At 47.7% G+C, this 24,939-nt stretch carries 22 protein-coding genes; 18 read left to right on the top strand and 4 right to left on the bottom strand.

What is annotated here, in order from left to right; translation table 11 throughout:
- The first annotated feature begins 100 nt into the window (after window positions 1-100).
- From greA to rlmN, 3 genes are all read left to right on the top strand, one after another.
- On the top strand, window positions 101-577 hold the full coding sequence (gene greA / locus IFU39_RS24125; protein ID WP_047840913.1) for a transcription elongation factor GreA: 477 nt from the start codon (window positions 101-103) through the stop codon (window positions 575-577).
- A gap of 282 nt (window positions 578-859) precedes the next feature.
- Window positions 860-2,215, top strand: a complete 1,356-nt coding sequence (locus IFU39_RS24120; protein WP_105600467.1) for a sodium-dependent transporter — start codon at window positions 860-862, stop codon at window positions 2,213-2,215.
- A gap of 179 nt (window positions 2,216-2,394) precedes the next feature.
- On the top strand, window positions 2,395-3,489 hold the full coding sequence (gene rlmN / locus IFU39_RS24115; RefSeq protein ID WP_192135319.1) for a 23S rRNA (adenine(2503)-C(2))-methyltransferase RlmN: 1,095 nt from the start codon (window positions 2,395-2,397) through the stop codon (window positions 3,487-3,489).
- Between the two features lie 176 nt (window positions 3,490-3,665).
- On the opposite strand, the gene IFU39_RS24110 is transcribed toward rlmN, so the two are convergent.
- On the bottom strand, window positions 3,666-4,106 hold the full coding sequence (locus IFU39_RS24110) for a GNAT family N-acetyltransferase (RefSeq protein WP_192135317.1): 441 nt from the start codon (window positions 4,104-4,106) through the stop codon (window positions 3,666-3,668).
- Between the two features lie 224 nt (window positions 4,107-4,330).
- Between IFU39_RS24110 and IFU39_RS24105 the strand changes: the two genes are divergently transcribed.
- The 5 genes from IFU39_RS24105 to IFU39_RS24085 all read left to right on the top strand — a co-directional run bounded on the left by IFU39_RS24105 (window position 4,331) and on the right by IFU39_RS24085 (window position 9,300).
- Window positions 4,331-4,771, top strand: coding sequence for a MarR family winged helix-turn-helix transcriptional regulator (locus IFU39_RS24105; RefSeq protein ID WP_244661105.1), 441 nt, complete (start codon window positions 4,331-4,333; stop codon window positions 4,769-4,771).
- Window positions 4,772-4,855: 84 nt separating this feature from the next.
- A complete protein-coding gene (locus IFU39_RS24100; protein WP_192135314.1) occupies window positions 4,856-5,962 on the top strand; it encodes a glycosyl hydrolase family 8 in 1,107 nt (368 codons plus the stop codon).
- A gap of 128 nt (window positions 5,963-6,090) precedes the next feature.
- On the top strand, window positions 6,091-6,966 hold the full coding sequence (locus tag IFU39_RS24095; protein WP_192135313.1) for a diguanylate cyclase domain-containing protein: 876 nt from the start codon (window positions 6,091-6,093) through the stop codon (window positions 6,964-6,966).
- Window positions 6,967-7,121: 155 nt separating this feature from the next.
- On the top strand, window positions 7,122-8,417 hold the full coding sequence (locus tag IFU39_RS24090; protein ID WP_091012428.1) for a glycosyltransferase family 2 protein: 1,296 nt from the start codon (window positions 7,122-7,124) through the stop codon (window positions 8,415-8,417).
- A gap of 154 nt (window positions 8,418-8,571) precedes the next feature.
- On the top strand, window positions 8,572-9,300 hold the full coding sequence (locus tag IFU39_RS24085) for a class I SAM-dependent DNA methyltransferase (RefSeq protein ID WP_192135305.1): 729 nt from the start codon (window positions 8,572-8,574) through the stop codon (window positions 9,298-9,300).
- A gap of 189 nt (window positions 9,301-9,489) precedes the next feature.
- Here IFU39_RS24085 and IFU39_RS24080 read toward each other — a convergent pair whose 3' ends face one another.
- A complete protein-coding gene (locus tag IFU39_RS24080) occupies window positions 9,490-10,272 on the bottom strand; it encodes an ABC transporter ATP-binding protein (RefSeq protein ID WP_192135304.1) in 783 nt (260 codons plus the stop codon).
- 78 nt (window positions 10,273-10,350) lie between these two features.
- Entirely contained in the window at window positions 10,351-11,574 is a 1,224-nt protein-coding gene (locus IFU39_RS24075) for an MFS transporter (RefSeq protein WP_192135303.1), read from the bottom strand.
- Window positions 11,575-11,691: 117 nt separating this feature from the next.
- Between IFU39_RS24075 and IFU39_RS24070 the strand changes: the two genes are divergently transcribed.
- The 9 genes from IFU39_RS24070 to IFU39_RS24030 all read left to right on the top strand — a co-directional run bounded on the left by IFU39_RS24070 (window position 11,692) and on the right by IFU39_RS24030 (window position 23,641).
- Window positions 11,692-12,495 carry a helix-turn-helix domain-containing protein gene (locus IFU39_RS24070; RefSeq protein WP_192135302.1) on the top strand — a complete coding sequence of 268 codons (804 nt, stop codon included), beginning with the start codon at window positions 11,692-11,694 and terminating at the stop codon, window positions 12,493-12,495.
- A 355-nt stretch (window positions 12,496-12,850) separates the two neighbouring features.
- Window positions 12,851-13,768, top strand: a complete 918-nt coding sequence (locus tag IFU39_RS24065; protein ID WP_244661094.1) for an ABC transporter permease — start codon at window positions 12,851-12,853, stop codon at window positions 13,766-13,768.
- Between the two features lie 29 nt (window positions 13,769-13,797).
- Complete coding sequence (locus IFU39_RS24060) at window positions 13,798-14,679, top strand: carbohydrate ABC transporter permease (RefSeq protein ID WP_192135300.1); 882 nt, start codon at window positions 13,798-13,800, stop codon at window positions 14,677-14,679.
- Window positions 14,680-14,747: 68 nt separating this feature from the next.
- Window positions 14,748-16,343, top strand: a complete 1,596-nt coding sequence (locus IFU39_RS24055; RefSeq protein ID WP_192135298.1) for an extracellular solute-binding protein — start codon at window positions 14,748-14,750, stop codon at window positions 16,341-16,343.
- Window positions 16,344-16,383: 40 nt separating this feature from the next.
- Window positions 16,384-17,352 (top strand): LacI family DNA-binding transcriptional regulator, encoded by a 969-nt coding sequence (locus tag IFU39_RS24050; protein ID WP_179198390.1) that lies wholly within the window; start codon window positions 16,384-16,386, stop codon window positions 17,350-17,352.
- A gap of 71 nt (window positions 17,353-17,423) precedes the next feature.
- Window positions 17,424-18,536, top strand: coding sequence for a glycoside hydrolase family 88/105 protein (locus tag IFU39_RS24045; RefSeq protein ID WP_192135296.1), 1,113 nt, complete (start codon window positions 17,424-17,426; stop codon window positions 18,534-18,536).
- The gene (locus tag IFU39_RS24040; protein WP_192135294.1) at window positions 18,533-19,594 is read left to right on the top strand and encodes a pectinesterase family protein; all 1,062 of its coding nucleotides are present in this window, start codon (window positions 18,533-18,535) and stop codon (window positions 19,592-19,594) included. Before IFU39_RS24045 ends, IFU39_RS24040 begins: the two co-directional genes overlap by 4 nt.
- A 375-nt stretch (window positions 19,595-19,969) precedes the next feature.
- Entirely contained in the window at window positions 19,970-21,541 is a 1,572-nt protein-coding gene (locus IFU39_RS24035) for a chitinase (RefSeq protein ID WP_197997902.1), read from the top strand.
- Complete coding sequence (locus IFU39_RS24030) at window positions 21,542-23,641, top strand: glycosyl hydrolase family 18 protein (protein ID WP_192135292.1); 2,100 nt, start codon at window positions 21,542-21,544, stop codon at window positions 23,639-23,641. It begins immediately after the preceding gene.
- A gap of 12 nt (window positions 23,642-23,653) precedes the next feature.
- Here the strand turns inward: IFU39_RS24030 and IFU39_RS33620 are convergent, their stop codons facing one another.
- On the bottom strand, window positions 23,654-24,049 hold the full coding sequence (locus IFU39_RS33620; protein ID WP_206759587.1) for a hypothetical protein: 396 nt from the start codon (window positions 24,047-24,049) through the stop codon (window positions 23,654-23,656).
- A 532-nt stretch (window positions 24,050-24,581) separates the two neighbouring features.
- On the opposite strand from IFU39_RS33620, the gene IFU39_RS24020 reads away from it, so the two are divergent.
- On the top strand, window positions 24,582-24,773 hold the full coding sequence (locus IFU39_RS24020) for a hypothetical protein (RefSeq protein WP_192135288.1): 192 nt from the start codon (window positions 24,582-24,584) through the stop codon (window positions 24,771-24,773).
- Window positions 24,774-24,939 lie beyond the last annotated feature (166 nt).

The raw sequence follows: 24,939 nt of genomic DNA, 5'->3' as shown, positions 1-24,939 counted from the left end.
CAATATATGGTTGGGCTATTTCTTTTTCCGGGGTATGCTAACCCTTTGGAGTGGATATAGGTTAGAATATAGATAGATAGCAGGATTAGGAGATGGAAAAATGGCTAATGATGAAGTGATTTTGACACAGGAAGGCTTGGAAAAGCTGGAGGACGAACTGAAGGATTTGAAGACGGTGAAGCGTAAGGAATTGGCAGCTCGTCTGAAACTCGCGATCAGTTACGGTGACCTGAAGGAAAATAGTGAGTATCATTCAGCCAAAGATGATCAGGCCTTTATGGAGACCCGAATTTTGATCTTGGAGAAGATGCTGACAAAAGCAAGAGTCATCTCTTCAGACAATATAGACTCCAACAAAGTGAGCATTGGATCGACGGTGTTGCTTAATGACATTGAGTTCGCCGAGAAGATTGAATATAAAGTGGTTGGCCCTGCCGAGGCGGATGTTGCGAATAATAAAATTTCGTACGAGAGCCCGCTGGGCAAAGAGATAATGGGCAAAGAAGTGGGCAGTGTCATTCATGTCAATGCTCCGATGGGCGTTATCAAGTACGAGTTACTTCAAATTAAAGTGTAATTTAAAAAGAGAGGTGCTCCCAGTCATCCAAGTGGCTGAGGGGACACCTCTTTTTAATTCTATTGGGCTTTGAACGGTTGGGAATAAGGATTTGTTGAAACTTCATACGGTTGGACTAACGGACTTTATCACATACTGTGTTTAAGGAACTTATGAGATGAAGATTTCCGTATGTTTTTTATGTAAAAAAATAACATTTCGACAAATTTCGAATTTCGAATGACCTGACAAGGTGAGTAGTATATAATTACGGGAAAACTTTAAAGTGATGGAGTAGATACGATGAATTTTAGTAAGCCTAATCTAAATCAAGACAACGCTGGCAAAGGAGAACGCTTCTCCCAAGCTGGATTTATCCTTGCAGCCATTGGTAGTTCGGTTGGTCTGGGCAACATGTGGAAATTCCCGTACATTACGGGTGAGAACGGAGGAGCAGCGTTTTTCCTGCTCTTCATCGTCTGTTTGTTACTCATCGGTCTGCCAGTGCTCCTGGCTGAACTTGCGATTGGTCGCAGTGGCAGAGGTAGTGCAGCTACTGCTTTTATCAAAGCAGGTGGACATAAAGGTTGGCTCGCAGCCGGATTGCTGCAAGTATTAACGCCATTTATCATCCTGTCCTTTTATGTCATTATTGCTGGCTGGACATTGCAATATGCGATTACGTCTTTCAGCGGCACGTTGTTTGACAATCCGGATTATGCCGGTCAGTTCGACTCCTTTATAGGTGGCTATATGCCGATTGTATGGCAACTGGTCGCGGTCCTAATTACAGGCTGGATTGTAGCCAAAGGGGTATCCAACGGAATCGAGAAATTCAACAAAGTTCTGATTCCAGCTATGCTTGTACTGCTTATTATCCTGATGATTCGTGCAGTTACATTGCCGGGTGCAGGAGCTGGGGTTTCCTTCTTCCTGAATCCGGACTTCTCGCAGCTTACAACGGAATCCGCACTGGTTGCGCTTGGACATGCCTTCTTCTCCCTGTCACTGGGGATGGGTATTCTTGTAACCTACGGTTCGTATGTGGATAAAAATCAATCCCTCGGTGCGGCAACCGTCGCCGTTGGTGCAGGTGACCTGATCTATGCATTCATTGCGGGTCTGATCATCTTCCCAACAACATTCTCGTTTGGTATTGCACCGGACCAAGGACCGTCACTGATCTTTGTGGCTCTTCCGGCAGCCTTCTCAGCTATGCCTCTTGGATTCCTGTTTGGCGGATTGTTCTTCATACTGCTGGCTATTGCGGCTTTGACGTCAGCAGTATCCTTGCTGGAAGTTCCGGTGAAATATTTCATGGAACGTTTGTCCTGGAGCCGCAGTCGTGCGGTATGGGTTATTTCACTAGCGGTCTTCATCGTGGGACTCCCTTCGGTATTGTCGATTGGCTTGCTGCCTGAATGGACGATTGGATCGAAGAGTGTGTTCGACTGGATGGACTTTGTAGCATCTAACATCCTGCTGCCTGTAGGTGGACTGCTTGTGACGATTTTTGCCGGATACTTCTGGAAAACGGCTGCGGAAGCTTCCGGCCTGCGTTCCGGATGGTTCCGGGTGTGGCTGTTCATGCTGCGTTATGTAGCTCCGATCCTGGTTCTGCTGGTTCTACTGCACACATCCGGCATCATTCACTTCTAATGGTGAAGGCCCGATAGGGTGAAATATGGTCTATTGTGCAGATTTACCATGGATAAAACCTCTTGGAAGAAATGCAAAAGCCCTTGTTTTCCCTCGTCAATTTTGGGACAATACGGAGTAGAGGTTTTTTGGGTAGGACCGATAAGCCATATGCTTTCTTGCGAAAAGAGGATTATACAATGAACAAATCATCCATATATGGATTAACATTAGAGCAATTACGTTCCTGGCTACCGGAGCATGGGCAGAAAAAATCCCGTGCATCCCGGATCTGGGAATGGTTATATCAAGAGCGTGTACACGATTTTCCCGCGATGTCCGATGTCCGTCAGGAATGTCTGGATGTACTTTCCGAGCATTTCACCATGAACTCGCTGAGCGAACATGTGAAGCAGGAATCGGCAGATGGTACCGTGAAATTTTTGCTTCGGATGCAGGACGGCAACCTGATTGAGACGGTATTGATGCGGCAAAAATACGGACTTACTGTCTGTGTGACCACACAAGTGGGCTGTAATATTGGCTGTAGCTTCTGTGCGAGCGGTCTGATCAAGAAGAGCCGTGACCTGACAGCTGGAGAGATTGTGGAGCAGATTATGCATGTGCAGCGACATCTGGATGCAGCGGGTCAAGACGAGCGGGTAACCAACGTGGTAGTGATGGGTATTGGTGAACCATTCGATAACTTCCAGCACATGAGTGATTTCATCGAAGTCATCAAGGATCGCAAAGGGCTGGCACTTGCCGCCAAACGGATTACTGTATCCACGAGCGGCCTTCCGGACAAAATCAAGGAATTTGCAGACAGCAGTCTGCAGGTCAACCTGGCGATCTCTCTGCATGCACCTAATAATGAACTGCGTACACACATCATGAAGATCAACCGGGCTTTCCCAATCGAGCAATTGATGGATGCTGTGGATTATTATCTGGCTACAACGAACAAACGCATCATGTTTGAGTACATCCTGTTACGTGATGTTAACGATCAACGTGAGCATGCCGCGGAGCTCGCTGAACTGTTGTCCAGTCGCAGAAGTATGGTCAGTGTGAATCTGATCCCATACAACCCGGTGGATGAGCACAGTCAGTATCAACGGAGTACAGAAGAATCAATTCTGGGCTTCTATGATACGCTCAAAAAGAACAACATCAACTCCACTGTACGTATGGAACATGGTACGGATATCGATGCTGCCTGCGGACAGTTGCGCAGTAAACAAATGAAGAACAACGCTGCCGAATCCGAGCCAGGCCGTCTGGCACTGGGATAAGAAACAATTCGGATCTGGCAATTAAGTTAGGATATTTGGTTGTTATAATTAGTGCCTGTACTTTGTACGTGCCATTTATCGTTGTTGATTCACTAATGAATGAATGTGTTGCCTGAATGCAAAACGCCTCTGTATATCACTGAGAAGTGATGACGGAGGCGTTTTTTGGAGTGTCATTATTTAAGTTTTTTGGTCATTAACAGATGGGGAATGCCGTCCTCCATAAATACGTCCGACGCTGGTGCATATCCGAGACGTTCGTAGAAACCGGAAGCTTGTACCTGTGCGTGCAGCTTTGCTTTCTCAAGACCATCAGCAACAGCCATCTGCTCCAGCTTGTCGATCAGCACGCGGCCCAGGCCGTGTTTGCGGTAATCAAGCATGACACAGATCCGTTCCAATTTGGCGACCTGTTCCACAATGCGCAGTCTGGAGGAAGCAGCAGGCACACCGTCCACGTAGAGCAGAATGTGGCGCGCCTCCGCGTCTAATGTATCATAAGCATCGAATTCATCCGTTGCGGGCACGCCTTGTTCTTCGACGAAAATAGCGGTACGGATGGCGAAGCAGGCATCGAGCAATTCCTGATTATTAACTTCAACAATCGTTGTATTCATGAATGTTTCTCCTTTGGTTGATCGTAATGTTATCCTGACGTGATAAACTGGTACATAACAGGAATGTGGAACGATTTTCGTTCCATGTATACGGTTTGAGCTATATGTTTAAAATTGAAACCAATTCAACTGTAGTTATACCATCAATTATGTTGCGAATGCAACAATTTTATAGGGGCGTGAACGTGTTGACTGAGGAAAAAGAAGTGCTGCGTGAAATTGGTATGATTGCCCGCTGTCTGGATTCAATCAGTAATGTCGAGTTTCAGCATCTGAACCTGTCCCGTGGACAATATCTTTATCTGTATCGAATCTGTGAGAATCCGGGCATCATTCCGAATCAGCTTGCTGAACTGATCAAAGTGGATCGTACAACGGCGGCCAGAGCCATTAGCAAACTCGAATCCGATGGATTCATTATTAAACAGCCAGCAATGGGTAATAAGAAGAATAAGGTGTTGTATCCCACCGAAGCTGGGCTTGAAGCATGGGAATTTATTCGAAAAGAAGGTGTGCATTCGGATCAGGTGACCCTGGATGGTCTGACCGAGGAAGAGATCGAGACCGCGGTCATGCTTCTCCGTCGAATGCGCCATAATATCGAGGTGGACTGGAAATTTGTCAAAAAGGGTGGACGAAGATCGTACATGGATAGTAAAGAATAAGTGCACACTTTTGATAGGTTGAAATCCTCAACCAGGGGCGTTGTTGTTTCTTTGTCGTACACAAGCAGGAGGAATGGCGTAAGGATGATATTCCGAAAAAAACGAACATGGCTGGTGTTGCTGCTGATTACTGTTACAGTGGCAAGCATATTGTTACTAAGGGAGCGCTTCCTGATGAATGGAGTATCCCCGACAGTTTCTTTTATTGAAAATCATATGACCAACCCGAATGGTACACCGGCCACATATTTGCAGGGTGCAACATCGAAGAGGGCAGATACCGTTGCAGGCAGAGAGGCATTGTCCGAGTCCCTTGGCCTGTGGATGCAGTACGCCGTAACGAGTGATGATCAGGCATTGTTTGAGCAGAGCTACGAGCAATTGAAGACCTATTTTCTCACGCCGCCAAATCCTTATATAGCCTGGAAGCTGGATGCCAAGGGTGAATCCCATGTAACGACCAATGCACTTGGCGACGATCTTCGCATTATAAGTGCCCTATTGGAGGCAGCAGATCAGTGGGAGGAAGGGAGAGAGGCGAAGCTTACGACCGCAGCCGCCATTTCCCGTGCCTTAACACAGTCAGCTCAGCAGCGAGGATATTTGGTGGATTTCCATGATTTTTCAAGTGGTCACTCCACAGATACGCTAAGCCTGGTTTATGTTGATCTCCCGTCTCTTCAAATGATGGAAAAACATCAAATGGTGGAACCGGGAACCTACGCGAAATACGAAGCTTTGCTGAAGAAGATGCCTGACGATGGAGTATTTTACCCAAAGACCTTCGATGTGGTTCGTAAAGAATATACGTATGATGATACGGTGAATCTGATCGACCAGTTGATCGTGGCGAATCATCTAACCGTGACCGACCGCAAACCGGACAAGCTCATTTCTTTTTTGAAAAAGGAGTTCAGCACCCGGCATCAGCTGCCCGGACAGTATAAGCGAGAATCACGCACACCTGCCGTCTCTTATGAATCTTCATCGGTGTATGGCCTCGCCATTTTACTCGCTGTTCGTTCAGGTGATCCAAAATGGGCCAAACAGCTGTATAACCATATGATTACGTTGCGTGGTCAGGACGCTCGTTATCCAGGTGGATATGTATTTGACGGTAACACACATCTGTTTGATAATCTTTTTCCTTTGTTGGGAGAAATTAATTTACAGAAAAGCATTAAAAAGTAATGATTTTGTAATTTAATGAATTCTGGAATGTGTTAGCATAGTTTTGTCTAATCATGTCATTAATTGTTGCAATATAAAAGAAGTGAGGTTGTACAAGAGTCCTAAAAATTCAACGGAAAGAAGGAACTATGAAGAATAAAGCACCTACTCGCCGTATTGCGTGGGGATATGCCCTTTTAATTGGACTCGCCCTCATGCAGCAACTGATGATTTATCTTAAAGTGTACATGGATCAGAGCTACACTACAGGGGATATGATTTTTAGTATCGTGTCGCTGGGTGCCTTGGTTTTTGGTCTTTTTCTGCCTGTTGGCGTATCCGTCGTGACGGGGTTTGTATATCTGGTTTCTTATTTTGTGTGGCTTGTTACTTACGCTGATGCAAATGTGCTTGTATTCTCTTGGTGGTTGCTCATCCCGGCCAACGTTGCCGTGGCTGCGTTCATCAAGGCAAGTCTGCTGCGCAGTGCGCGTGTAGTGGAGCGTCTCCAGGATATGCAGGATCGTAACCCTGAAATCGATCTGGATACCTCGCTTGGGAATAAAGGAGCTCTGGCAGATACGTTAATCAAACATAGTAACCTTGCGCGTCGATACTCCGAAAAGTATGGATTCAGCATTGCCATGTTCAAGATTGAATTCTTGCCATTGGTGATGGAATCTCTCGGTTCAGTCCGGTATGCACAGTTTCTGCTTGAAATCTCGGGTACGATCCAGAAGCAGATTCGGTATGAGGATTACAAATTTTTCGTGGATCGTGGGCGTTTTGTCATCATATGTCCAATGGTGAATGTGGAATATCTTCCACTTCTGACACAGCGGATCAAAAAAGCCATCATGGATCTTCAAATTATTGATAAAAAGGGAAATGAGCTGCAAACAGTGATACGCTCCGGTGCTCTGGTATTTCAGAAGGAGCAATTCAGCAAGTACGATGACATTGATGCGGTGATTGCAGCTCTAGAACGAAACACGGAGACCGATCTCATCGGAGAATATATATAACGGGAAGGAGAGAGGCGCTGTGGACTATATGTCCTGGTTCATCCCGATCTGTATCGCCGTCAGTTGTATATTTGGGGTATTCACGATTTGGTTAACAATTGCAACCCTTCGCTTTCGATCGAAAGTTATTCGCAAGTATGATCGGAGGAAAGTAAGTGGCTGATTTTATATTAATATTATCCATATTCAGTATCTGGATTGCCGTATTCGAGTCGATTGTTATTATGGCAGGTGCGATTCGTTTTATTAATAAACAGGACAAAAAAGGAATTCAGATCCCTGAAGATATGGATCATTATCCAACAGTCACGGTCATGGTTCCTGCGCACAACGAGGGTCTGGTCATTGTTGCGACGGTAGAGCACATCTTGCGGTTGAATTATCCGGAGGACAAGGTACAGGTCATCGTTATTGCGGATAACTGTACGGATGATACCGCAGAGAAGCTGAGATCGTTCCTCAGTCAGACTAGTTATATGCATCGCAATGTGACAGTAATGGAGCGTAAAGGAACAGGTGGCAAGTCCGGGGCTTTAAATGACGGATTGGAAATTGCCACGGGTGATTGGATCTGTATCTTTGATGCAGATGCCGCACCTGAACGGAATTCATTAATGTTTTTGACCCAAAAATCGCTTGAGAACCCTGAACAATATGGCGTGGTTTTTGGCAGAAACAAAGCACGCAACAGAGGGCAGAATTTCCTCTCCAAATGCATCAATCTGGAGATTATTACATCGCAACGTGTGTATCACACGGGCCTGTGGGAATTGTTCCAGCTGGGTTCCATCCCGGGAACGAATTACATTATCAAAACCGAGTTGATCCGGGAGATTGGCGGCTGGGATGTGACAGCCATTACAGAAGATACGGCACTATCATTCGAGATTTTGAATCGCGGACAGTTTGTGGCACTGGCGCCGCAAGCGGAAGCCTATCAGCAGGAGCCGGAACAGCTTAGTGTATACATGAAGCAGCGCGAACGATGGGCCAAGGGGAACTACCAGGTGGTACTGGATAATATCCATAACCTGTTTAACCGCTCCAGTTGGCGTAACAAGTTGTTGGTTATCTATTATGCCGTCAGTTATTTCTGGTTTATGCTTGCGATTATTGTATCGGATATTATTTTTCTCGTGAATCTGGTCTATCAGGTCATTGCCATATTTAAACCAGAGGTAAGTTCACCGTTCCAGTTTGCCGGCGATGCATATGTGTTCCTGGTCATTGGTTGGGCGCTCATGTACTTTATTTACGTGTTGCAGATCAATTTGGCACTTGCCGCAGATATTGGACAGAGCAATACCCGTAATTTCATCTATGCCTGCGTGTCCTACTTCACGTATGCACAGCTGTTCATCCTGATCTCGATCAAGGCATTCTACTCCTTGATTATGGACAAGATTCGGAAACGCGAGAGCAAATGGTACAAAACAGAACGTTTTGGCTAAGCGGCGAAAATGGTAGAAGTGTAAGGCAGCAAGGCTGTTTGCTGGATAACTCCAGACAACAGCTTTTTTTGTTATAGCCACGCACATCCATATTCTGTATACTCATACAGGCTGTAAAGAGGATCATTCTTATCTCGAAATGGAGGGTCACCGAATGAAGGATAGAGGATCGGATTTTTACGATGATCAGGCGAACTTTGAGAAGTATATGGAACGTCGCAAGTGGCAGGAGAACGCCAATGATACACTGGAAAAGCCGGTGATGCTGGAGTTGATCGGAGATGTTGCTGGCAAGAATATACTAGACCTCGGTTGCGGGGATGCAAGGTTCGCCGCAGAATTGCTGAGCAGGGAGCGCGAAGGTGCGACGTATACGGGAATTGAGGGTTCGGTGAATATGATTCAGGCAGCTAACGAATCCGTAAAAGGATGGAATGCCCGGATTGAGCAAGCGTTCATGGAAGATTGGACCTACCCGGCCGAAGTGTACGATCTGGTGATATCGAGACTGGCTGTTCACTATATTGAGGATGTGGAGAGCCTGTTCCGGAACATATACAATACGTTGAAAGAGAACGGGACATTTGTGTTCTCGGTAGAACATCCTGTGATCACGTCCACATTGCAACCTTCCGGGACACGAACGGACTGGGTAGTTGATCAGTATTTTGTAGAAGGATTTCGTGAGCAGCAGTGGCTGGGCGGTTCTGTAAAAAAGATGCATCGTTCCATTGAATCGTATTTTATGGCCTTGCTACGTGCAGGGTTCCATGTAGAACATTTACGCGAGTCAGCACCACAACGTGCCTATTTTGTAAACGAGGAAACCTATCTGCGCAGGCAGCGTATTCCATTGTTTCTGTTTTTAAGTGCCCGGAAATAGATCGCGGAGAAGAAACAGATGGAATAACTAAGTTATACTCATAAATTAGAAAGTTCTACACAGAAAACGGTGGATAACACTAGATATAGCAGTTAAAAGTCCAAAATCTATCCACATGTGGATAAGATATTGGGCTTTTACTGTTAGGTTTCTTCACCTATGTTGCGTTTGCTGTGTATAACCCCGTAATTATGAATCCGCCGCAGCTCTGACATACACACGTTCCCCGTGCCGATCAACTTCCACAGGGGCCTCGAAGAAGTCGCTCAGCACTTCGGTGTTCATCAGCTTACTCGTTAATCCGCAATTCACGATTTCACCTCTACGTAGCAAGAGGCTGTGACCGAACACTGGCAATATTTCCTCGGTATGATGGGTGACGTAGATGAGCGAAGGGGTGTCTGGACGCTGTGACAATTCACGAATGCTCTCCAGCAGTCGTTCTCTTGAGAACAGATCCAGTCCATTGCAAGGCTCGTCCAGAATAAGTACGCGTGGATTGGCCATGAGTGCTCGGGCAATAAGAAGTTTCTGTTTCTCACCTTGAGAACAGGTACGATATTCGCGATCCCACAGGTGCTGACAGCCCAGCGTTTGCATCAATCCCTGTGCCTCATCCAGATCATCATCCGATAGCTTGTCATACAAGCCAATGGTGGCATGTTTTCCGCTGATTACGACATATTGTGTGCGATCCGTGCCGTACAATTTCTCTTGCAGAGATGAACTGACCCAGCCGATGGATTTGCGGAGCTGCCTCAGATCCACATCCCCATATTCATGGCCTAACACGGATATTTTGCCTTCGGTCGGCCAGAGATAACCGGTGATCATGTTCAGGAGTGTTGTTTTGCCGGAGCCATTCAGGCCAAGCAACGCCCAGTGTTCACCGTCATTAACCTGCCAGCTTACATCGTTCAGCAGGGTAAGAGGTCCCCTTTTCCAAGTGACATGCTGTACATCAATAATCATGCGTTATTCCCTCCTTCTGTTATCCTCGATTGTCCTAGGTGTATTGTAGTCACAACATCAGTGAGGTTTCAACGGTTATCATGCTGTTCTTGGTTGGTCCTTGCGCAGAAATACGGCACACACACCAAGCAGTGGCAAAAACGAACATAACTTGATAACAAATGCAACGCTGGTCACATCAATTAAGGAACCCAGCACAACCGAGCCAAGTCCAGCCATTCCGAATGACAAGCCAAAAAATAACCCGGATACCGTTCCAATATGCCGAGGAAGCAATTCCTGTGCATAGACAATGATGACGCTGAAGCCGGACATCAGGATTAGTCCAATCATTCCGCACAATACCATGGACAAGACGGGTCCTGCATAAGGCAAGAATAGCGAAAACGGTGCAGTACCTGCAATGGAGAACCAGATCATCGGTTTACGACCATAACGATCAGCGAGTGGGCCGCCGAGCAAGGTTCCGATCATGCCTGCAAATTGCAAAATAAACAGACAGATCTGTGCCTGGGAGAGCGGCAAGTCATATGCATCCGCGTAATAGAAGGCGTAATATCCGGTCATGCCAGCAATATATACGAATTTGGAGAATAACAGCAGGATAAGAATTCCCATTGTAAAAGCGATGAATCCCCTGCTCATAGGTCGAGCTATTGGTTCTGCGCTGCTTGATTTTAAAGGTTGTTGCTGACGAATGCGAGTCTCGGCAAGCTTGTCTCTGTACCAACGACTGACAATAGATTGAATGAAGATGCCGATCAGGGCAAAGCCCATCAGCCATAGAAAACTACGCTGCCCATGTGGCAGTAGGATGAAGGCGACCAGTAATGGAGCAATCGCCTGTCCTGTGTTGCCTCCCACCTGGAAGATCGATTGCGCCATTCCACGTCCACGTCCTGCTGCCATATGAGCCACGCGTGAGGACTCGGGGTGGAGGATGGATGAGCCTATGCCAATCAGTGCTGCAGAAACAAGCAGCATCCATAACTCGGAAGACAAGGCTAAGCCGAGCACACCGATCAGGGAGAATAACATGCCTCCGGGAAGCAGAATCGGCATGGGTTTGCGATCTGACATATAACCGACCAGTGGCTGAAGGACGGATGCGGTAATATTCAGGGTGAAGGCAATCCAGCCCATCTGGGCGAAACTGAGCTGCATGGTCTGCTGGAATAATGGGAAAGCAGACGGAACCACGGTCTGCATCGCATCATTCAGCAGATGGGCGAAGCTGACTCCGGCAAGTGCCCAATTGGCGGAGGAGTTGATTTGCATTTTGCTTAAAGTAGCCTGAGCCATGGGAGATCACCTCGAATTATTTTTTTCTATGATAAAAGATACGGTCATGCATTGTCTTTGTGAAAAGTGCTTGGAAAGTGAGCACGATTTGCTATAATGTCAGCAGGTGAGGAAACGATGGAATTAAACATGACGTTAAATGGGTTGGAATTATGGAAAGCTACCGGAGGGTTCGCGAATGAACCTCATGTGCATGATGACTGGTATCAACTAACGTTGCCGATCAGAGGCCAATGTCATCTGGTACAGGAACGGCACGCATACCCTCTGAACGCAGGCAAGGGGATTATTGCTCATCCCCAGACCGAGCATTATTTTGAAATAGGTTCGGATTCGGCTGTCATCGTGATCAAGTTCCGTAAACCGCCATTAGGCAGTTACGCGAGTGGGGAGATTAGTAGCGGACAAGCTGAGTTTCGATCCACCCATACTTTTGATCCAACGGAGATCAGTAGTCTGTTCCGAGGTTGGAACTCCATTTTGGTAGATGACATGCCGGATTCGCTCCAAGTACAGGAAACAGAACTGGCGGTCGAGATGTATCTAAGGCGCATGTTGATGGGGCAGGAAAATGGAAAAGCGATTGTAGATAATCGTACATGTATGGACCCTCATCTCCGCCGGGTGCTGGAGTACATTCACAGTGCCTATACAGGTCCAATGGATATTGATTCGATGGCGATGGTCGCGCATCAGAGTCGGCATCATTTTATGCGTTCTTTCAAGGCTCTTACGGGAACCACCCCGTATCAATATTTGCTGAATTTGCGCGTAGAAGAAGCTTCCAGAAGGCTCCGCCTTACAACAGATTCAGTGACCACAATCAGTTATGATCTGGGATTCTCCAGCGTCAGCCAGTTATATAGAGCCTTTCAGCGAGTGTATGTTATGACACCGATGCAATATCGGAATCAGGTGTAGATTTTAATGGGCAGTCTCGCGTATGCGAGACTGTATTTAGTACGTTACAGCATGACACTGATTTTTGTTGTTGCCAAACGATGGAGACTTTGCTAAGATGGGAAAAAAGTTTATGTAAGCGTATACATTTAGATTAAAATTACAACGTTGTAATTATGGTTTTGGAAATTATTGAAAAGACAGAACTACGGTGTAAGGAGGACTAATTCGAGCAAATATCTCGTTTTACGCAGAATATTATAGGTTGTTACAAAACGTGGATGGAATGAATAACAAATACGTCAGTGAAATGACAGTTCATTTTTATTCAAAAATTCAAACGTTGTAATTATGTAGCGAAGGGAAGTGTCTCACGTTGAAAAAACGCATGTCTACGCTGTTCAGCCTGATTAGACGGGATAAGTATTTGCTGTTGATGTTTTCGCCTATTTTTCTGTATTACCTCATCTTCATGTACCTTCCGATGCCTGGCGTGCTGTTGGCATTTCGTAATTTCTTGCCCGGTCAGGGCATGCTCAGCGGGGAATGGGTGGGGCTGCGCTGGTTCGAACAGTTCGTGAATTCCATTTACTTCTGGCGGCTGCTGCGCAACACGTTTTTGCTTGCATTTCTGCCACTCTTGTTTGGCTTCTCGATTCCCATTCTGTTCGCAGTCTGCATCGTAGAGATAAAGAATCGGACATTCAAGCGATTTGCCCAGACGGTTACGTACCTTCCTCACTTCATTTCCACTGTTGTTGTAGCCGGTATGATTATTAACTTCCTTTCACCAACAGACGGTATCGTGAACACCCTCATCGCGAGTCTTGGCATGGAAAAAGTGAATTTCATGATGGATGCCAGCTGGTTCCGCACCATCTTCACAAGTTCCGACATCTGGCAGAGCTTTGGCTTCAGCTCCATCATCTACATTGCAGCCATTATGGGGATCGACCCCGAGATGTATGATTCCGGCAAAATTGACGGCGTCAACAAATTCCAGGAGCTATGGCACCTGACCCTTCCCAGTATCAAACCAACCATTGTCATTCTTCTGCTTCTGTCGCTTGGCGGCATTATGAGCGTAGGCTTCGAGAAAGTATATCTGCTCTACAACGGAGCCACCTACGAAGCGGCTGATGTCTTGTCCACCTATGTATACCGGATGGGGATTGAGGGCCAGAATTACGGCTTCGCCACAGCGGTCGGCTTGTTCAACTCCATCATCACCTTTGTCCTTGTGTTTGCTGCCAATTCCATGACCCGCCGCCTGACCAAGATGTCACTCTGGTAAGACTATAACCCGGACCAAAGGAGACCTGTATGCAAAAATCGAGAAGTGACCGTTTGTTCTACGGAGGTGTCTACCTGCTGACCATACTGGCGGTTGTTGTCACGTTGTATCCCTTTCTGTACGTCATTAGTATTTCATTCAGCTCGGTGGATGCCATCGACAAACAAAAAGTTGTATTGTGGCCCGTTGGCTTTACCCTGTCAGGTTACCAAATGGTACTGCAATACAAGGAGTTATGGGTGTCGTTCTACAACACCCTCTGGTACACCGTGGTAGGCACACTGTTGAATATTGTGGCAACATGTCTTGCCGCGTTTCCGTTATCCAGACAGCAGTTTTTCTTGCGTCGCAAGCTGAACTTTTTCATCGCTTTCACCATGTATTTCTCGGGTGGACTCATTCCGGTCTACATGCTGATTACCTCGCTTGGGCTGTACAATACCCGCTGGGTCATGGTGCTGCCTGTGCTGGTGATTACGTTTAACGTCATGATCTGCCGTTCGGCCTTTGAAGGCATTCCGAATGAGATTTTTGAAAGTGCCAGTATAGACGGGGCCAATGAGATGACAATGCTGTATCGTCTGGCGGTTCCGATCATCAAGCCAACACTGGCTGTGCTCACGCTATACTATGCGGTATTCCACTGGAACAACTTTTTCACGGCCCTATTATATCTGGGCAAACAGGATATGCAGCCCTTACAGATGTTCCTGCGAAGGGTGCTGATCATGGCTTCGCCGGAAGTGATGCAGAAGATGGGCGGTACGATGACATCTGGTGCGCTGGCGGTCTCCTCCCTTCAGGTTCGTTATGTATCCATTGTGGTCAGCATTCTGCCTATTGTTACGATCTACCCGTTTATCCAACGGTACTTCGTTAAGGGGATCACCCTCGGAGCCGTGAAAGGATAGCTTTTATTGCTTAAGTGTCATGTCATTCAAGGGAGTTCAGAATGGTTCATACCAAGGAGGAATGATGGATGAGATTTAAAGGGGCAGGAAGAAAAAGTGTAATCGCAGCGATACTGGCAATCAGCCTAGCGGGATGTAGCGGCGGAACAGGGGCGGGAACCGATGCGGGGAGTACCCCATCCACTTCGGAGCCAACCTTCAATTATACCGGAGCAGGACCGGTAACGGATCAGACGGATGCCAAGTTGTCTGTTCTCGGCACCAACGCATGGACGACCAATGTGGATCTGTCTACCGCCGCCATTGTGAAGAAAATTGAGAGCAATGCCGGTGTGACGGTCGATTGGGATCTGATTCCGCCGCAGAATTATGCGGATGCCGTCAATCCGAGGCTGGCTGCCGGTACCGGCTTGCCCGATATCGTGTACCTGCCGGATCAGGATCAACTGATGAAATACATTAACAGCGGTCTGTTCATTCCGATTAATGATCTGGTGGAGAAATACGGCGTGAATCTCAAAAAAATATATGAAAAGTCGCCTTCGGTCAAAGCCAGTTTAACGACACCAGATGGTAAAATGTATTATATCCCGCAGCAGACGTTAACCCGCAACTACATGCCGGTATTTATGGTTAATGTGCGCTGGCTCGATAAGTTGGGATTAAGCGAGCCAACCACGCTGGATGAATTTACGGCGATGCTGCGCAAGTTCAAGACAGACGACCCGAACGGCAACGGAAAAGCCGATGAGATTCCGCTGTCCATGGAAGCAAAATTTGTGTCAATGGCCTTTGGCCCCGCGTTTGGTCTCGATCTGTCCAACCAGTTTTATGCAGACGATCAGGGCAAGGTGCATTTCAGTTATTATGAGCCAGCGTACAAGGAATACCTGACCTATCTGAATGGACTGTACAAGGAAGGTCTGCTTGGGGTGGATTATGCGAGTACTACGAGTGATCAGGTCACATCGCGTATCTCTCAGGATGTGACAGGAGCCACATTTAATTTCAGCTGGTACATGTCGATGGTCTACAGCCCGCTGTTCAAGGATTACAATCCGGAAGAGCCAATCATCAAAGGCATTCTGCCACTGAAAGGACCGCATGGCGATCAGTTCTACATCGGTCGTACCCCGGTTAGCGGCATCTTCGGTATCACGCGGGATAGCAAAAATCCGGAGCTGGCTTTCCGCTTCCTGGATTATGCGGTAAGTGAAGAGGCACAGACGTATTATACGTGGGGCATCAAGGATGACACGTATACGGAAGAGAATGGCTTGAAGACATTTACGGATAAAGGCAAGGACAATGAATACATCCAGAAGCTTGGCATCGGTCCGGTGAATCTGCCGAATATCCAATCGACCGATTCTGCCGATTCCGTCGTGGCCCCTTGGCATGCGAAGATGGATAAGGAACTGGAGCCGTATGTCCGTGAGCCGTTCCCGTTTGTCTATGCCCTGCCGGATGAAGCGAGCGTGGAGAGCATGGCGATGCCTGACATCACCACCTATGTGGAAGAGATGAACTTTAAGTTTATTAGCGGTGATGCCAGTCTGGACCAGTTTGACAGTTATATTGAGACGTTGAAAAAGATGAATATAGAGCAGGTTATTGCAGGCAGACAGGCACAATATGATCGTTATAAGGCTGCACAGAAATAGAAAATTAGGGTTCTAGGCGTATGAGAGGTGTTGATTGATTTTGATAACCATTAAAGACATTGCCAAACTGGCGGGGGTGAGCTATAGCACGGTATCAAAGGCGCTGAATGATGATCCCCGAATCAAACCGGCTACGAAGCAGAAGGTGCTTGCGGTCGCGGAGAAACATCAATATCGGAAAAATATGCTGGCCCGGCAACTTTCCACCGGCAGGAGCAACATCATCGGTTTTGTGCTGGATGAACTGAGCAATCCGTTATTCTCGAACATCTCCGGCCGTCTGCACACCGAGCTGAAGAAGCGGGGATATCAGATGATCCTGGTTGTGGCGGATGATGGCGTGGATGTCTTCAGCCAGCTGCGTGTGGACGGATGTATTCTGTGGGACTATGCACTGGACAATCGGGAGATGTTCTGGAAAAAGTTCGCGACACTTAACATGCCGTGTTTTGTGCTAGGTACAGATGAAGCGCCGAACTCTCCATACATCAAGATTGATCGCAAAGAAGGGCTGTTCAAAGCAGTCGAGCATCTAAAATCGCTGGGTCACAGCCGAATCGGGTTCATCGGCAACTCGCAGAATATTAAACTGGAGGGATACCGGGAAGCGTTGCAGCGTACGGGTCTGGCTTTTAATGAAGACCATGTGCTGCCAGCGTATTCCTCCTGGGAAGACGGGTATTTTGCCATACGGAATCATACGTTTGGGCCGGAGTCGCCAACAGCGTTTATTGGGCTGAACAACCTGGTCACCCGAGGTGCGCTCCGGGCTTTGCTTGAGGCAGGTTATAGCGTTCCACGCGATATCTCGTTAATCGGGTATGATGATCTGCCGGATATGCAGTATGCTGAAGTAGCCTTAACGACGATTGGCCCGTCTCTGGATGAACTGGCCGTGCAGGCAGCCGAGCTGATTGTTTCGTTAATCCGTGATGAACAGATCGACGTTCCGGTAGTCATTCAGCCCAAGCTGAACCTTCGCAATTCAACGGCAATGTGCCGACAATAAGCAAGAGTGAAGCGGTTATCCGTTAGTCATACATGTATTAGGTGGATACAACATTCAAGGAGGAATTGCTTATGCAGGTACAGACGCAGTTATCCTGGTCTGAGCGAATTGCAGCAACGATCATCCAGCAATGTGACGGGGACGGTTATCATGCGTTCCCTTCGGGACGATGGGCATACGTGGAAGGCATGACCTTGATGGCAATGGCACGAACCGGGCAGTATTGTGGCAAGCAAGAGTATGTTGATTTTATGAAAAAACATATGGACTTGTATATCCAGCCAGATGGTTCTATTGGCACGTATACTTTGGAAGAATATAATCTGGATCAGATTAATCAGGGAAAAAACCTGTTTGCATTGCTGAATGGTGCTGAAGATCAGCGTTACGCAGAAGCAGCGCATCTCTTGGCCGCACAGCTTGCAGGGCAACCTCGAACGTCGGAGGGTGGCTTCTGGCACAAAAAAATCTATCCATTCCAGATGTGGCTGGACGGCCTGTATATGTCGTCACCTTTTCTGGCTCAATATGCGAAGCAGTTCGATTGTCCGGAGTTATGGGATGAAGTGGCACACCAGATTCTGCTGATCGAACGCCAGACCCGTGATCCCCGGACCGGACTGCTCTATCATGGTTGGGATGAATCGAAGGAGCAGGTCTGGGCCGATTCATCGACAGGGTGCTCGCCACACTTCTGGAGCCGGGCAATGGGCTGGTATGCCATGGCGATTGTGGACAGCGTGGAACATTTTCCCGTGAATCATCCAAAGCGCGGAACCATCATTGGTATCTTTGAACGGATGTGCCATGCTTTGGTTCGCGTGCAGGAGCAGGAGAGCGGGTTATGGTTCCAGGTGCTGGATCAGGGCTTCCGCAAAGGTAACTATCTGGAAGCATCCGGGTCAAGCATGTTTGTATATGCACTTGCGAAGGGTGTGCGGCTAAGGTATCTGGAGCCGCATTTCAGAGCTGCGGCGGAGAAGGGATGGCAAGGACTGTCCTCCAGATTGGTGGAGGAGACGGCTGACGGCGTTCGGTTAAACGGGATCTGTCATGGCGCAGGACTAAGCCTGGATCGGGATGGCTCGTACAACTACTATGTAAGCGAAGCGGTTGTAAGCGATTCCTTTATGGGTGTGGCTCCGCTTCTGCTGGCAGCACTGGAAATGGAGCGATTGCCATGACACAGCAGAGATTGCCGAATACAGCATTGGAATCATCGACTCCCTGTCTGACTGTTGCTTCAGACGGGACGGGGGATTATGTGACGATTCAGGCTGCAGTCGATGCGCTGCCGGAGAATGGCATCGGAAACGTTCCGATTCGAGTGAAAGCCGGCGTGTATCATGAGAAGCTGCATATGGAGAAGCCGGGCATTCACATGATTGGTGAGGGGGCAGAGCAGACGATCATTACGTATGATGATCATGCACTCAAGAAGTTCCCGGATGGGTCGCCATATCATACGTTTCATTCCTATACCGCTTTTATCGGTGCTGATGATTTCACGGCAGAGGGCATTTCCTTCGTAAATGCTGCCGGGCCGGGCAAGGAGGTTGGTCAGGCGCTGGCCGTTTACGTAGATGGAGACCGGACGATCTTTCGCCGCTGTCGTCTGATCGGCCACCAGGATACGATCTTCACCGGCCCGCTGCCGGAGCAGCCCATGGATCGCAGTTACTTTGGCGGGCCACGCGATGGTGCCGAGCGGCGTAAACTGCGGCAGTATTTCGAGGACTGTTACATCGAAGGCGATATCGATTTTATTTTTGGCTCGGCTACGGTGGTATTTAAGGGCTGCGAGATCTTTACGAAGAATCGTCTGACTGAAGCGGAGGCTGCGGATGGGCAAGTGAACGGTTGGATTACCGCAGCATCTACGCCAGAGGATGTGCGTTACGGCTATGTATTTCTGGACTGTGATCTGACAAGCAATGCTCCGCCGCAGTCGGTGTATCTGGGCAGACCGTGGCGTCATCATGCCAAAGTCTGTTTTCTGAACTGCTGGATCGGCGCTCATGTGAAGCGAGAGGGATGGCATAACTGGAACAAGACAGATGCAGAGCAGACCGTTCAGTATGCGGAATATAACAGTGCCGGTCCTGGTGCCGGACGTGCTGCTGATCGTGTTCCTTGGGCCAAAATGCTGACCGAACAGGAAGCGGCGGAGTACGCTGTACCTCTGATTCTATCCGGCCTGGATGGTTGGCAGCCTTTTGAAGGGAGAGGGGAGCAGCGGTAAGATTCGCCCTATTCTCTACACAATATATAACACAGGCTTTCTTTCAAGTCTCCTGAGGACTTGGCGGAAAGCCTTTTCTGTGCGCTATATTACATTTTTCGCCCCCAATAGAACTATTTTATCCCTTATCTCTTTTGCATTTTACTGATTAAATACAGGGTGAGGATCTGTAAATTCCCTGTAAAATTTGGATGGTACCTGCAAAAAAAGAACACGAGAGGGAAGGTCCATTTTAGTAAGGGAAGGGAGTGAAGTGACACGCAACATCAGATGGCTGAATGAGGCTGGCTCTAATCGATCACAGATCAGATGCAGGTGGACTATTGAAGTTTTGTTTGCAAGGTGAACGTATCCTTAGTACAGGAGGGATTTTGCTTGAATCAAGCTGTTCGATTCCGCCCGGTCATTACATTTGCTTTGGCATTTCTTCTACTTATTACGTGGTTTGCACCGAGAGCCGATGCCGCCGCCCAGTGGCAGGCAGGCACTGCATACCAGAAAGGAGACCTCGTAACATATCAAAATAAAGATTATGAGTGTATTCAAGCCCACACGGCGTTGACCGGATGGGAGCCCTCTGTTGTGCCCGCGTTGTGGAAATACGTCGGGGAAGGTTCGGGAGGGGAAACGCCAATGCCAGATACGGCACAACCTTCTGTTCCAGCGGGTCTGACTTCAGCCTCCATCACGAACACCTCCGTGAGTCTTGCCTGGAATGCATCCACGGACAATGTGGGCGTAGTGGGATATGAGGTGTACCGGAACGGCGTTCTTGTGACAAGTACTTCAACTACAACAGCTGTAGTCACGGGACTGACAGCAAGCACGACTTATGCTTTTATGGTAAAAGCCAAAGATGCCGCAGGCAATGTATCCGCTGCGAGCACCTCCCTCAGTGTAACAACTTCCAACGGATCTTCCAATCCTGGGCCAACCGGCAGCAAATGGCTGATCGGCTACTGGCACAACTTCGATAATGGTTCGACCAATATCAGACTTCGTAATGTATCAACAGCCTATGACGTCATTAATGTCTCCTTTGCCGAACCAATTTCACATGGCAGTGGAACGCTTGCTTTTACTCCATACAATGCGACGGTAGCCGAATTCAAATCTGATATTGCCTATCTGCAAAGCCAAGGGAAAAAAGTACTGCTTTCCATGGGGGGAGCCAACGGTACCATTGAGCTCACCGACGCGACCAAGAGACAGCAATTCGAAGATTCGTTAAAATCAATCATTTCCACGTATGGTTTCAATGGTCTGGATATCGATCTGGAAGGAAGCTCCCTGTCTCTGAATGCAGGGGATACCGATTTCCGTAGTCCAACTACACCAAAAATTGTTAACCTCATCCAGGGTGTGAAAGCGGTTAAGTCACACTTCGGCGCCAATTTCATCCTGACGGCTGCGCCGGAGACGGCATATGTACAGGGTGGATATTTGAGCTACGGCGGCCCTTGGGGAGCTTACCTGCCAGTTATCCATGCCTTGCGTAATGACCTGACCCTGCTTCATGTGCAGCACTATAACACGGGCTCCATGGTGGGGCTGGATGGACGCTCTTACGCCCAAGGAACAGCTGATTTCCATGTGGCCATGGCGGAGATGCTGCTTCAAGGCTTTCATGTAGGCGGCAGCACAGGCCCTTTCTTTAGTGCCTTGCGACCGGACCAGATTGCGATCGGCGTACCGGCCTCCCAACAGGCTGCCGGGGGCGGGTATACAACGACGACCGATCTGCAGAAGGCGCTGAATTACCTAATCAAAGGTGTGTCATACGGCGGTTCCTATACTTTACGCCAGCCTGCGGGCTATGCGGGGATAAAAGGGATTATGACCTGGTCAATCAATTGGGACGCATATACGAATAACCAGTTTTCGAGCGCACATCGTCCGTTCCTGAACGGGCTGAGTACGCAAACGACAAAGGAGGTTGTGTATTAGATGATACCTTTCAATAAACACACTGCTTTCAAGAAGACTGCAACGTTTTTACTGGGTCTATCCCTGCTCTTATCCATCATTGTTCCTTCTTTTGTGCTCCAACCCGCTACGGCAGCAGCAGCAGATTCTTATAAAATTGTTGGTTACTACCCGTCCTGGGCTGCGTACGGGAGAAACTACAATGTAACAGATATAGACCCAACCAAGGTCACGCATATCAACTATGCGTTTGCCGATATTTGCTGGAACGGTATTCATGGAAATCCGGACCCTTCGGGCCCTAACCCGGTGACCTGGACGTGTCAGAATGAGAAGAGCCAGACAATCAATGTACCGAATGGCACGATCGTGCTTGGCGATCCATGGATTGATACCGGCAAGACATTTGCAGGGGATACGTGGGATCAGCCCATTGCAGGCAATATCAATCAGCTTAACAAGCTGAAACAGATCAATCCTAGTCTGAAGACAATCATCTCCGTGGGAGGATGGACATGGTCCAACCGCTTCTCTGATGTGGCTGCGACTGCTGCAACGCGAGAGGTATTTGCGAACTCTGCCGTCGACTTCCTGCGCAAATATAATTTTGACGGGGTGGATCTGGACTGGGAGTACCCGGTATCAGGCGGGCTGGATGGTAATAGCAAACGTCCGGAGGATAAGCAAAATTACACGCTGCTTCTGAGCAAAATCCGTGAGAAGCTGGATACTGCCGGAGCTGTGGACGGGAAGAAGTATCTGCTTACGATTGCAAGCGGAGCGTCGACGACCTATGCTGCGAATACAGAGCTTGCCAATATAGCTTCCATCGTCGATTGGATTAACATTATGACATACGATTTTAACGGGGCCTGGCAAAAAGTCAGCGCGCATAACGCGCCGTTGAACTATGACCCAGCGGCTTCGGCTGCTGGGGTGCCAGATGCCAATACATTTAATGTGGCTGCCGGAGCACAAGGGCATTTGAATGCTGGGGTACCAGCCGCCAAACTTGTGCTTGGTGTTCCATTCTATGGCCGCGGCTGGGATGGATGCGCACAGGCGAGCAATGGCCAGTATCAGACCTGTGCGGGAGGTTCTTCCGTTGGAACATGGGAAGCAGGCTCCTTTGATTTCTACGATCTGGAGACCAACTACATTAACAAAAACGGGTATACGCGTTACTGGAATGACACGGCCAAGGTGCCATATCTCTATAATGCGACCAACAAGCGTTTTATTAGCTATGATGATGTGGAGTCTGTTGGATATAAAACCGCTTATATCAAGAGCAAAGGACTTGGCGGTGCGATGTTCTGGGAGCTTAGCGGTGACCGGAACAAAACACTCCAAAATAAACTGAAAGCCGACCTGCCTACCGGAGGTACGGTCCCTCCAGCAGATACGACGGCGCCAAGCGTACCAGGAAATGCCCGCTCCACAGGTGTGACGGCTACCTCGGTGACGCTGGCTTGGAATGCTTCAACGGATAATGTAGGGGTTACCGGTTATAACGTCTACAATGGTGCCAATTTTGCTGCCTCCGTCAACGGAACGACTGCAACAATCAGCGGCCTGTCAGTAGGTACTTCTTATACTTTCACGGTAAAGGCAAAAGATGCGGCAGGCAATCTGTCTGCAGCCAGTAATGCTGTAACCGTAAGCACTGCCACTTCGCCGGGTGGAGATACGCAGGCGCCAACTGCGCCAACGAACCTGGCATCGACAGCGCAAACAACATCCAGCATAACGCTGAGCTGGGCGGCATCCACGGATAACGTGGGTGTAACGGGTTATGATGTGTACAATGGAACGACACTTGCGACATCCGTGACCGGAACGACAGCAACGATCAGCGGGCTTGCTGCGGATACCTCGTATACTTTTACGGTGAAAGCAAAGGATGCGGCGGGGAATGGTTCTGCTGCGAGCAACGCGGTGACCGTGAAAACAACAGCAGGAACGACAAATCCGGGCGTTTCCGCCTGGCAGGCGAATACAGCCTATTCCGTCGGACAGCTGGTCACGTATAGCGGCAAGACATATAAATGTTTGCAGGCCCACACTTCCTTGCCTGGGTGGGAACCATCCAATGTCCCTGCATTGTGGCAGGTTCAATAGTTAAAAAATGGATTACAACATTTTGAATTGAAACGTGCAGTAGACAAGAATAACCACCGATCTTTGATTGGTGGTTTTTTTGCTCATATAAATGAAACACTCGCTGTAGTTAGCATCCGGCAAAAGGTAGGCTGAGGCCAACAAGCCAATACTAGAGATCTTTAGTCCAGTGGTTGTAGTAGACATATAGGCTTTAACTTCTTGTTTGGCTTCATCCAGTTTGGCGCAGTTCTTTAATGAGATTTCATTCTTAAAATGATCAAAGAACTTCTCCTGCGGTGCGGTATCCCAGCAGTTCCCTCGTCTGGACATCGATGGACCAAGCTCCATAGGTTTCACTGTCTTCTGAAAATCTGGATAAGTGTAGTGAGTTCCTGTTCTCCTTGTTCCTAGTAACTTGCTCTCCATCGGTCGGCTGCGGCTTTAATCCGGGTCATGTCTATGATCTGAACATCGAATCCACAAGACTCAAAAGTTTCTCTGGGCAGCTTTCCTTATTGATTCGATGCAATAAGAGTTGTTTGAATTCGTCCGTACATGCTATTCCCTTGGTCGATACAGATTTCACATAGAGGTTTACAGAAAGTTGCTCTACTTCGCTAAATCCTTTGCTCATTCTGAGATTTCTCGTATTCAAAGAATTTTACGTGATTGATTTTAGTTTCTTTAGGATCAGTCTTTTAATTAGCTTGATGAAGTTAAAAAAAATTAAAGTGTATAACTCCTAAATTTCGATATGAATGTATATTAATCTCCAAATAAACTTATTATATCTAAATATTTTTAAATATATCTATTAAATCTATTTACTTCCATACAACAATATGGTAATATTGCCCATATAAGGATTTGGTTCTTAAACACCAATTGGAAAACTATTATCATATTGAACAATGAATACCCTGCTGAGCAGGATAAGTTATGAAAGGAGGTGAAAACTATGAAATTGAAAAATCAAATGGAAAATACTAATACAGCTACATATAATCCAGTAGGAAGTGTGCTATCTGAATTGACAGACACTGAGATGGATACAGTGGCTGGTGGTGCTCAAGCACAAGGCTTTACAGATGGTAATTGTGTTAAGAGCATTACGGCTGATTGTACCCCAGGATGGACATGGGTATGTTAATAAACAGCTGAAATTTAAATGTTATTGCAATCATTGGGCTAGTTGATACACGGTAGTAACAGAATGATAATGCATTTAGGTTTGACATGGATTTTATAAGGAGGGCATTCTGCTGATATTTTCGGAGCATTATAAATGATGCTGCCGAGTATACAGCTAGAAATGC

Source organism: Paenibacillus sp. CFBP 13594, from assembly GCF_014842675.1.
Lineage (GTDB): Bacteria > Bacillota > Bacilli > Paenibacillales > Paenibacillaceae > Paenibacillus > Paenibacillus amylolyticus_B.
This window is presented reverse-complemented; position numbering and strand designations above follow the sequence as displayed.